The organism is Roseivirga sp. (assembly GCF_049099775.1).
Classification (GTDB): Bacteria; Bacteroidota; Bacteroidia; order Cytophagales; family Cyclobacteriaceae; genus Roseivirga.
The window spans coordinates 1-12325 of sequence record NZ_JAGDZM010000024.1 but is presented as its reverse complement, the minus strand read 5'-3'; the positions used below and the strand labels follow the sequence as shown (position 1 = coordinate 12325).

At 37.6% G+C, this 12325-nt stretch carries 4 protein-coding genes; 3 read left to right on the top strand and 1 reads right to left on the bottom strand.

Translation table 11 applies throughout. From position 1 onward, the window contains the following. On the bottom strand, positions 1–124 hold a 124-nt coding region (locus JXQ92_RS19215; RefSeq protein WP_421988273.1), incomplete at its 3' end, for an iron-sulfur cluster assembly protein. A gap of 128 nt (positions 125–252) precedes the next feature. On the opposite strand from JXQ92_RS19215, the gene JXQ92_RS19210 reads away from it, so the two are divergent. The 3 genes from JXQ92_RS19210 to JXQ92_RS19200 are packed head-to-tail and all read left to right on the top strand — an operon-like array spanning position 253 to position 12151. Then, positions 253–1260 carry a tail fiber protein gene (locus tag JXQ92_RS19210; RefSeq protein ID WP_421988272.1) on the top strand — a complete coding sequence of 336 codons (1008 nt, stop codon included), beginning with the start codon at positions 253–255 and terminating at the stop codon, positions 1258–1260. 20 nt (positions 1261–1280) lie between these two features. Next, positions 1281–9683 carry a LamG-like jellyroll fold domain-containing protein gene (locus JXQ92_RS19205; RefSeq protein WP_421988271.1) on the top strand — a complete coding sequence of 2801 codons (8403 nt, stop codon included), beginning with the start codon at positions 1281–1283 and terminating at the stop codon, positions 9681–9683. Continuing rightward, a complete protein-coding gene (locus JXQ92_RS19200; protein ID WP_421988270.1) occupies positions 9683–12151 on the top strand; it encodes a cadherin domain-containing protein in 2469 nt (822 codons plus the stop codon). Before JXQ92_RS19205 ends, JXQ92_RS19200 begins: the two co-directional genes overlap by 1 nt. The last annotated feature ends 174 nt before the right edge of the window (positions 12152–12325 follow it).

Below are 12325 nucleotides of genomic sequence, written 5' to 3'. Positions count from 1 at the left end.
TCTCGTAAATCAGGCCTAGTTCGTAAATGTCTACAGGTATTTCTGGGTCGTAAACCGTTTTTATTGCGGTAACGACCTTGTCTCCTAATCCCTTTACCCGTTCCAACCTTTTTATTGCCTGTATTTTAGTGTTAAATTAGTCTAATTGAGTGATTCGTAATGTTTGAATATTTCAATTGGGTATCCTTATATTTTTACTTGGTTTAAGAACTTTTTGTTTCTACTTTGGGACTTTTATCAACCAAAACCATTATGAACTTTCGATCTGCTGTCCTAGGGCTAATTCCTTTATTCTTTATCCTAAATAGTTTTGCCCAAACCAACCTGGGTTTTGATTTTCAAGGTTACGCACGAGACCCAAATGGTAGTGCACTGTCTAACCAAAGTCTAAAGATTAGATTCGAGATTTTTAGAGATGGTGAATCCAATGCTGAATATCAAGAAGAACACCAATCGGTTAGCACAGACGCTTTTGGTGTGTTTGCGGTCGAAATTGGAAGTAATCCCGATAACAATGCTTCAGGAGATTGGGATAATATTCTATGGGCAAACTATGACTACCGACTTAAGATTTCTGTTGATTTGGATGGTACTTACAGAGAAATAAGTGATAAGAGATTGTCCAGCGTACCATTTGCAAAGTCTGCTGGAAATGGAGTTCCTCCCGGAACAATAATTCCCTTTGCTGGCCCTGCTAGTAACATACCCTTAGGCTACGTCTTATGTGACGGCGGAGGATATTCTACCTCAGATGCGCGTTATCTTCGTTTATTTGAAACTATTGGTACTAATTGGGGAGGGAATGGTGGCCAATTTAATGTGCCTGACCTTAGAGGGCAGTTTTTAAGAGGATGGAATGGTGTTAATAATGGAGGTGCTGATCCTAATACAGCCCAAAGAACGACTTTGGACGGACTGACAGTTTTAGCTAATCAAGTTGGTAGTTATCAATCGGATACGCTTAGGTCTCATAATCACGGAATAAATGAATCTTCACATTCTCATACTTATGAAGATGCTGTTTACATCACGGACTCAAAATTTTTAACTAACGCTTCTGCTTCAAGTTTTGAATTTGACACTAGGGCAACCCGAGATAACTTATTAGGTTCAGGAAGTGCAGACGAAAATAATTCTATATATCGATATAAAAACGCACCGAGTACTTCTGGAGCCAAGACAAACATCACAATAAGTACAAATGGAGGACCGGAATCTAGGCCTAAAAACGCTGCTGTTCTGTATATAATTAAGCTTTAAGAAATACTAACAAATTGAATATGAAGAGGTTAGTGTTTGTCTTGGGTTTCTTTTTAGTATTTCTTCCTTTTTTTGGTCAGACAGGTGATCCTATCCAATCAATTGGTTTCGTTCAAAACCAAACCAAAATAGCTACGACCAATAATGGAGAAGTCACTTTTGGCATTAGTGGTTCGCCTTTATATGGTGCTGGTATAGTCACTATTCCGTCAGGAGCAGAAAGTGGTTCGACTGCCGATGTTAGAATCCAAGATGGATTTAGTGGTTTTGTAGGGTATTTCCCACAATTGCTAGATCAGCAAGTATTTGCGTCTAAAGGTTACTTTGGTGATAATGTACAACTGCGATGGGACGTGCTTAATTCATTAAATTCCATCGATAGATTTCAAATATTCAGAAAACCCTTGGCTGATGAAGGTGATTCAGTTCAAATCACCTCTTTGGCGAGTGATATCTATTCTTATCAAGATATAACCGGCGATTTAGGAGTTTTGTATAAGTATACAATTTTTGCAAAGGGCGTTGCTGACGACTTAAGAATAGAATACTATAATTATGTTGAGACAGTAGGCTTCTCTTTCCCGACTGGTTCTCTTTCTGGTCAAATTGCATTTGAAGGTGGGAACGCTGTGGAAGGGGTATCTGTTTTAGCGACTACAGCTGGAGACCTGGAAGGTCAAGCAGTTCAACTCGATGGATTAAACGATTACTTAGAAATCGTTCACGGGTCGGACGATACAGAACTAGAATTAAATAGTGGTTTCTCTATTCAACTATGGGCAAAATATGAAAGTGATAAAGAATCTCCATTATTCAATAAGGGTGATTCCTATAGTCTAACATATGATGGATCGAATTTCAACTTTACGATTGATGACGCTGAGCTTGATTTGGCTTTCGAAAATCCTGTTGACTCCTTTTTTCATGTGACCGCTTCCTATAATCTTGAGTTAGCAGAAATATCACTAACAATCATCTCCGATAAAGTATATGAAAAAAGTGTTTCCTTAGATGCCAAGCCTTTGGCAAATCGTTCGGATTTTTTAATCGGGACAGATGATTTAGCGTACTGGAAAGGCTATGTAGATGAAATTAGACTTTGGAATAAAGCACTTACATCTAATGAAATAATTAATAACTATGATAGATACATTAGTGGGAATGATGCCGACTTAAGTGGCTATTGGAGGTTAGACATGGGGGTTACTTCCTCCTTTTATGATTTTGCAAGGGCAGGCACAAAGTTTACTGAAAATCACGGGGCTCTAAGAGGAGGAGCTTCTTTTAGTCCTAATACACCTCTACAAAGTCAGTTGGCCTTTAGGGGTTTTACAGATGAGTTTGGGAACTATACCATTACCGGTTTTCCGTATGAGACTGCCGGTTCACTTTATAAGTTTACACCCTTATTGACTCATCATGAATTTGAACCTAGCCAACAAACAAGGTTTGTTGGACCAGGTACTACAATCCATAACAATGTAGACTTTAAAGATATATCTGCATTTGATGTTTCTGGTACTATCAGATACTTTAACGGGCCTATGCCTGTGTCAGGAGTTAACCTCTTGGTGGATGGAAGACCCGTTTTTGATGCTGATGGAAAACTAATTGAAACAGATACTGAAGGTAGGTTTAAGATTCAAGTGCCAATTGGATTGCACACCGTTAGGGCTGATTTGACAAATCATACTTTCGTAAAAGAAGGAAGGTTTCCAGAACCAAAAGAAGATGATTCAATTCCTTTATGGAATTTCCAGCAACCTATAACAGATTTGAGTTGGGTCGATTCAACCTTGGTTAAAGTGGTAGGTAGAGTTGTAGGAGGCCCCGTAGAACAAAATAAACCACTAGGTTTTGGTAGGTCGGTAAACAATATCGGTGATACAAAAATAATTTTAAGGACAAAAAATCAACTAGACTTAACATTGAGCTCAAGCTTTCAAGATAAGGTTGATTTTGAGACTTTGGGAAATAGATCTCAGCAGATATCTGAAACAAATATAGACCATGAACATATCAATCAAATAGAGTTTAGTGGGAATAAAGTCACTATAACTCCAAATCCTGAAACAGGAGAGTTTATTGCATATTTACTTCCTTTAGAATATGAAGTATTTGAAATCACTGGTGGTAAGTTAAAAGCTGAGGATTTTGGTGTTATTGATTTAAGGAATTCTTTCATTGAAAAAAGCAGTGTTCTTGTCGATACTGTTGCTGCTTCAGTAAATGGACAAAATATTTCTGACTCTAGGTTCAATGGTAAATCACCAGATTTGTATGAAGGATCAGAAGAGCTTTTACGTAATGATACACTTTTTACTATCGCTATAGACTCGTTTAAATATCAGAGCAGAGTAGACTTTATTTACAGAAAAAGACCTGATATACAAGTAAAAAATATTAAAGGTGAAGAAGTTTTTGGAGAATCCTCTTATGTTTTTTCCGATGCATCAACAACAGAAACTATCCCTTTCATAGGTGAAAATGGAGAGTACACTTTCGGGTTCCCCATATTCAAGCAAGACAAGAATTACTTCTTTAAAATTTCTCTTTTTGAAGAATACAACGATGGAAAAGGGAATACAGATAAAGTGCCTGTAACAGATGGTAAGCTTGAAATCCTTAATTTCCTTTCTTATTCAAGTGAAAAACTTACGCTAGAACTAGACAAGAAAGGTGCCGTTACTTATGAATTTACTGCGGGTCTACCAAACAGAAGTAAAGAAACTGGAGCGAATGAAGAGAATTTTGACTTTACAAAAGTCTTAAACATTACGGCTTTCTCAGGGAATAATGGGGCAATTGACACCAAATTCAGAGAGGAGGATCCATTTAGAGGGGTTGTCTTGGGTGCCCAAGCTCAGGGAAATAATTTTGTTACTGGAGGGCCAGATATTTTACATTTTATTTTGCGAGATCCACCAGGGTCAGCTAGCTCAACGAGTATAGCAAAAGGAACTACTACAACTAACTCATTAACGGTTGGAGGATCTACTAGTGTAGGTACTTCTAATGAGACAAAATTGGCAGCTGGAGCGAATATAGAAACCTCAGTCGGATTAGGTGCAGCCCTGCATAAGAGTGTAAAAATTGCTTTGTCAGCAACTGGTACTGCTGATGTGTCCACTACATTTAGTGGTTCAGATGCGTCAGTAACAACAGTCACTTTAAATGAGACTATTAGTACTAGTAATAACTCTAGTTTAGTTGGTGATGCGGGAGATGTTTTTATCGGAAATGCAACCAACCTCGTTTATGGAGCAGTCTCAAGGCTTGAATTAGTGCCGGTTGCACGTTGTGAAGACTGTGGCGGTAAAGAATACGTAGGATATAAGTTTGGAGTAAAAAACGCATTAGCCGTTGGTTCAGAATTTAAAACAAGCTTTGCTTTTTCTCAACAATATATAGAAACAGTTCTAATTCCAAATCTTAGAAATCTTAGAAATAATTTATTGGAATATTACGAAAACCCGGAGAGTGTAACACCACAAGGAGAATCTCCTATTTATATCTCAAAGCTAAAACTAGATGATCCTAAGTATGGAAGTAGCAATACAGACGAGGAAATATGGGGAAATGAAGCCAGTGAATTCCCTGAGTTTGGCCCTAGCTACATAATTAGATACCCAGAAAACTTTGAAGGTGAAGAAAATGATCAAGTCCATTATTATAATCAGCAAATAGAAAACTGGATTATGAACTTGAGGCATAATGAGGAACAAAAAATAAAAGCTGAATTGGTAGAAAACCTTTCATTCGAAGGGGGGACTTCTATCTCAAAATCAAGAACATCTAGTAAATCAATTACTAATACATTTCAATGGGATTTAACTACTTCAGCATCTATAGCAAAAGAAGTAGGTTTCTTCGTTGATGGTACTGGAGCAAGTTCTACCACCAAGGTGTCATTTGGGGTTGGTACAAATGTCTCAGACTCTAACACCGAATCACAAGAAACCACAGTTTCTTATACTCTTTTTGATGGTGATATTGGTGATGCATATACAGTAGATGTCAAAGAAGCTGATGATGGTTTTGGACCTGTTTTTACAGTGAGAGGAGGTCAGACTTCTTGTCCATGGACACCTGAAGCCAGAACAAAATATTATGAGCCAGGAAATCACATTCTTAATGTTGCTACCGTTAGACGTGAAGGCCCGCAGTTGGCAGTTGAACAGAATCTAAGAACAGGCATTCCTAGTAACAGGTCCGCTTTATATACATTGCTACTCTCATCTGATTCTGAAACTGAAGAAAACAATACGTATAATCTAACCCTCAATGAATCATCAAATCCTTATGGTGCCATTTTGAAAATTAATGGTACTCCGCTAGGAAACGGTTTAAGTTTTGGCGTTACACACGGTGAAACCTTAAAATTAACATTAACTGTAGAACAGGGGAGGGAGGATGTTGATGACTATGATAATTTGGAGCTCGTTTTATCTTCCCAGTGTGACGGTCAAATCAATAGTGGGCCGGTAAAAATTTCGGCAAAATTTGTACCAGGCTGCTCGGACGTTAATATTAGTTCGCCTGGGAATAATTGGGTCTTAAATACCGAACGAGAAGATCCTATCTTACCAATTCGCATTGATAGTTATAATCGAGACTATGATAATTTTAGTAGAATAGCCTTACAATACCGAGCTCTTGGCGCTTCAAGTTTCACTACACAAATGATTTTCTACAATAATCAAACTGATTTTGATGCCGCTAATGAACCCAAAACCCTAATTGTTGCTAACACAATAGATTATGGTTTTGACATGTCTTCTCTTCCTGATCAAGTTTATGACATAAGAGCTGTAAGCTATTGCGATGCCGGCCCTGGTCTTATTTATGAGACTCCTTCTGAAGAAATTCGTGGGACCAAAGATATCCAGAAACCTGTCTTGTTTGGTACGCCTCAACCTGCAGATGGTATTTTGGGTGCTGATGACGATATAATTATACGTTTTAATGAGAAGATTAATGCAGGTAGACTGACACTAAGTAACTTCTCCATTCGAGGAGTATTGAATAATACACCGGTAGATAATAGTGTGAGTTTAGATTTAGATGGGATTGATGATTATGCAAGAATTGAGAGGGGACTCAACCTAAGCAATAGATCTTTCACTATTGAATTCAAAGTGCGTAGGAAAGCCATAGGCAAAGAAATGATTCTCTTCTCAAAAGGATATCAGGAAGATTATCTTCAGATTGGAATCAACAAAGATGATCAGTTTTTTATTGACGTGGCAGGTGAGATTATTACATCATCTACTAAGCTCATTGATTTAGAGCTTTTTCACCATTTTGCCCTAGTCTATAACCAAGATAATAATAGTTATAACGCCATTTTGAACGACAACTATATATTTGAAAGGCGGACTCCGGACAAGAAGTATTCTGGCAAAGGACCAGTTCTAATAGGTAAGTCATTAACGCAAGACAACAGATTCGCTGATTTGAATTTTCTGGATTTAAGAGTTTGGGACCAGTCTAAAGATTTGGCAGATGTCTTCGCTAGTATTAATGATAGGTATACTGGCGATGAACAAGGTTTGCTGGGTTATTGGTTATTTGATGAAGGTAACGGTCGACTGGGGTTGGATAAAGCCAGTTTTAGAAATGCTAGAGTCTTCTCAGATTGGCTAGTGCTTCCTGAAGGTAAATCAGTCAGTTTTGATGGTAATCAAAGTCATCTTACAATTAATACTGCCGAAACTGTTGTGATTGGAAATGATACGGATTTTTCAATTGAGTTCTGGTACTACGGGATTAGCGATCAGACTGATGTAGTTATGTTTTCATCTGGCAGAGGTGAAAGTACTACCGCAGAAGAAGATAATGTTGACGCCCCAAACAAGTCTTTGAGCATTGGATTTGATGAGTCTGGCAAGCTTTATTTGGTTAGTAAAGGAGTTGTCAACCAAATTCCTCTCGAGTCTCAAGAGGTGCTAAATAATCAATGGCATCATTTCGCTTTCTCCGTAAAAAGAAATGGAAGTGCGAACGTATTTCTTGATGGTGAACAGGTTTTGGCATTTAATCCTGATGATGTTGGAGGACTTATAAGATCGAAAATGACAATTGGTGCCAGAGGATATAATGTTGGAGTCACAGAAATTACCTACGATAAACATTTCCAAGGTCTAATCGATGAGTTCCGTTTTTGGAAATTCGGCTTAAACCAAACGCAAGTTAATATCAACAGGTTCTCTCATCTTCAAGGAGATGAATTTGGTTTGTTGGCCTATTATCCCTTCGAGGATTATCGAACAAACGCAGGCACTTTAGTACTTGAGAATTCTTTAGGCGATCAGAATGAAAATCCATTTGGTTTAAATGGAGGGTTTGCTGAGTCATTTGGGAGTGTGGAATTCTCTATGAATACGCCTAATATCAAAATAGCACGGCCAATTCAAAAGGTTCCATTCACATGGGTGGTAAATGACGATGAGTTATTGATTGAGTTGGACGAATCTTTGGCTACGATTTTAGAAGGGAGTTTGATAGAAATTTCTCTTGATGAAGTTCAGGATTTATATGATAATAGGATTGAGTCGCCTATATCTTTTACTGCATTAATTGACCTGAATAAAGTCAAGTGGACTGATCGTCAAGTGGCAAATGAGCTGTTTGTCGATGAAGGTTTTGAATTCAACGTGCCAATTCTTAATAAAGGTGGTACAGAGGAGTCGTTTGAGATTTTTAATATACCAGCTTGGCTTTCTGTTGAGCCGAGATCTGGATTTATATCACCTCAGTCTTCTCTAGACATATCTTTTACGATTGATCGCGGTATAAACGTTGGATACTATAATGAAGATATCTTCCTCACTACTGGATTTGGTTTCAGTGAGAAACTAAATTTGGATTTAAGCATTTTTGAAACCTTTCCAGAATGGGAGGTGAATAAAACCGATTTTGAGTTTAGTATGAGTATTGTAGCACAATTGAACTCACAAGGTATTGTATCAAGAGATGAAAATGATTTGATTGCCGTCTATATTGATAATCAGTTACGAGGCAGTGCCTCGCTTTCATATGTTGAAGAACTAGATCAATATATGGCTTTTATTGACGTTTATGCCCTTTCATCAGAGGGCCAGGAATCTTTAGAGTTCAGAGCATTTGACGCTAATACAGGCATAGAATATCGTTCTCTTGAAATTGACAACCCTATAAGATTTGAAGCAGATAAAACATTCGGTAGGCCGACCGATCCTATAGAACTTAGAACTACGACATTGGTTTCTGAGACTGTGCTATTAGAGTCGGGTTATTCTTGGAGATCTTTTAATATAAATTCTACATCTCTTGATAAAACAGATGACTTACTTGTAAATGTGGACGCTTTGACAAAAGATCGAGTCACGTTTCAGGATCAAGTTGATGTTTATACAGAGGACATTGGCTGGACTGGTCAAATCACAAACAATGGAGGTTATCAGATTGGCAACTATTATCTATTCTACTTACAGAATGGTGGTGATCTTGATCTAGTGGGAACAAGAGCCAATATTGACACAGAAATAGCAATAAGAAAGGGGTTCAACAGGGTTGGCTATATTCCGGACTATAATTTAAATGTCAATGAAGCCTTTTCTTCACTACCTCCATCTGATGGAGATGTAGTTAGAGGTCAATTTGCATTTGCAATTTTTGAGGAAGGAATAGGCTGGATAGGAAGCTTGAACAACCTAGAACCAGGGGAAGGTTATATTTATGAATCGAAAAGTGAGGTCGATAAGACGCTAAAATATCCTCAGGTTTCGTTTTTATCAAGTGCCGCCCCCCCTGAATCGGATGTCATTGTTGATTACGAATATGTTTCTCCTTGGAGATTCGATCAGTATCCATATCCGAATAACATGGCACTGTTTGCTGATCTAGATGCCGAAAATCCAGAGGAATATGTGATTGGTGCCTTCAAAAATGGAGAGCTAGTCGGCATTGCCAAAGCTGAAAAACAAGGCGATGATACAAGGTATTACATGACTATATTTGGGAATGTAGCACCATATGACGTTTCATTTGTAGCTTTTAATAGAAGAACCGGCAAGTATTCTGGTATTTCTAATAAGATTGATTATCGACCATTTGATCTGGTAGCGTCAAATGAAGAGCCACTAATTCTAACATTGGAAGAGGAGATTAATTTAAATGCTACAAGTGTTGCTTACCCAAACCCCTTCAGTAACCAAATTCAAGTAAAGCTTTCGGTACCTTCTTATAGTCTCGGATATCAAATAGTTGATGTTTCTGGTAATGTTATTTTTCAAGGGAGAAAAATTGAAGAAAAACGCTTGAGATTTTTCACTTGGGATGCCACCAATGCAAAGGGTTTAGAAGTTTCTAATGGAGTATACTTCATTAAACTATTAATGGATGGTAAGGCTGAGACGATAAAGGTTATAAAACAGAAGTGATGCGTTTTTTAAACTACCTCCTTACGGCTTTTAGTCTATTCTTGGTGAACATGAGTGTGGCCCAATCTCCTGATTGGACAGTAGATCCTAATGATTATGCTAACGCAATGACTATTGTCGGTTTCTTAAAAATTGACAAGGTAGAATCTGATAATACCTCTGATATGATTGCGGCTTTTATTGGTGGAGAGGTAAGAGGGGTATCGAATCCAGTTTATGAAGCTAAAATTGATCGCTATGTCATTTACTTAAGAGTTTTTAGTAATGCATCTACAGGCGAAATTACGTTTAAAGCATATGACGAAGCCAGTGATACAACTTATGACCTACTTCAAAATGTTGATTTTGAAGTTAATGGATACATAGGTGGGCTTACGGAATCCTTTGTTTGGAGCAATGTTCAACTGAATTCAGGAGCTAGTATTTCTTCTTTCGAAATTCCCAATCAGGCGGGAGTTTCGAATATTGATGGTGATACAATTCGTATTGTTGTTAATGCATCAAGTTCAGATGAATTAAAATCTCAAATTGCTACGTTTGAAGTGTCACAAGGAGCTGAGGTTAAAGTGGAGGGTTTAGTACAACAGAGTGGCCAAACCGCTAATGACTTTGACCAATTGGTGACTTATAAGGTGCAATCAGAAGATTTATCAACAATCAACGACTATGTGGTTAAAGTTTCGACCGATAATTCTGGACCTACTTCTATTGCATTGTCCAATCAAGAAATCCAAGAAAATCTCAGTTCTTCGGCTTTCATAGGCACATTCAATGTAACTGATCCAGATCCAAGTGATGCACATGAGTTAAGCCTCGTCAGCGGAGACGGTGATGCGAATAATTCTGACTTTGCTATAATCAATGGAACACTTATAAGCCAGTCTTCTTTCAACTTTGAAAATGTAAATGAGCTATTCATTAGGATCAAGGCAACTGACGAAAAGGGTCTTTCTGTAGAACAGGGCTTTGTTATAAATGTGACTGACGAAAATGATACCCCTGATAATGTTGCGTTGAGTATTACTGAAATTGAGGAGAACCAGCCAGTCAAAACTTTAATTGGAATATTAGTTACGACTGATGAAGATCCTTCAGATACGCATACATATGAATTGGTTGCAGGGGAAGGTGATGACGATAATTCAAAAGTAACCCTTGAAGGAGCTAACATTGAATCTGCAGAAATATTTGATTTTGAAAGTCAGCCAACATTAAAATTGAGAGTTGAGAGTACAGATGACTTAGGTGCTACTGTTCAAAAGGCTTTGACTGTTAGTGTAACTGATGTAAATGATGTGCCTTATGCCATTAACCTATCATCCGATGGAATAGACGAGAATCAAACTAGTGGACAAGTGATTGGAGAATTCTCCACGGTTGATGAAGATAGTGGCGACACATTTACGTATAGTTTCGCAACTGGAGAAGGAGAAGATGATAATGACCTATTTGAAATTTCTGGAACAGCACTCCAATCAGGTGCGAGCTTTGATCATGAAATCAATGAGACTTTGAGTATTAGAATTAAATCAACTGATGCTGCCGGTGGCATGATAGAAACAAGCTTTACAGTGAATGTAAATGATGTAAACGAGGCACCTACACTAATCAGTCTTAGTGCAGGATCAATTGACGAGAATGGTCCGGTTGGTACATTTATAGGGGATTTTTCTACAGAAGACCCTGATGAAGGTGACACCTATGATTTTATATTGAAATCCAATGCTGCCGATAATAATTCATTCGTAATTAATGATGGTAACAAACTAGTTTCATTAGAAGTCTTTGATTTTGAAATTAAAAGCAATTATGAGATTCGAATTGAAGCGATAGATAATTCTGGCATTCGTTATGAAAAGAGTTTTGACATTAGTGTGACAAATGTGCTTGAACCTGGAATTTTAATTGATAAGGAAAAGATTCAATTTGAAATAACCGATGTTGGAGAAACTTCAAGTCAATCTTTTGTGGTCTCTAATAACGGTTCAGATGGGACTTTAAGTATAACGTCATTCGATTTACCAATGGGTTTCACTGTTTCTCCAATAGAAGCATCTTTAGCCCCAGAGGAAGACCTAACATTTACTCTCTTATTCGAGCCTTCAAACGCTGGTGTAATAGAAGAAATGATGGTGATTAACTCAAATGTTGAGAATAAAGAGGTGCTTATTGAGGCAGAAGCTGCCGTTGTCACAGGACTGGAAGATTTGCCTGACTTAAGTGATAGAGTGAGTATTTACCCAATGCCTGCCAAGGATTATTTTGTTTTAGAAACAGAACTATTTAATTCAAGGCCTTTTGATATTGAACTTTTTGATCCTGTATCAGGAACGCAGCGAAGGTTGGATGTGGAAATGCAATTTGATCGGATAAGAGTTAATACACAATCACTATTTCCAGGTTTGTATTTGCTGGTGCTAAGAAACGAAGACTTCTTAATTAAGAAAAAGATACTTATTATTAAATAGTCACTTGGTATGTGACACTTGAATTAAATAAAAGCGAGGCTTTTAGACCTCGCTTTTATTTATAATTATTCTTTACTGGGTGTCCAGTTAATGTCATTCTAATTGACAACTGGTTATCCTGAGATCCTTTAATTATTTTCGCTAAAATCTAACAATGTTCTTCGAAAACGTCAG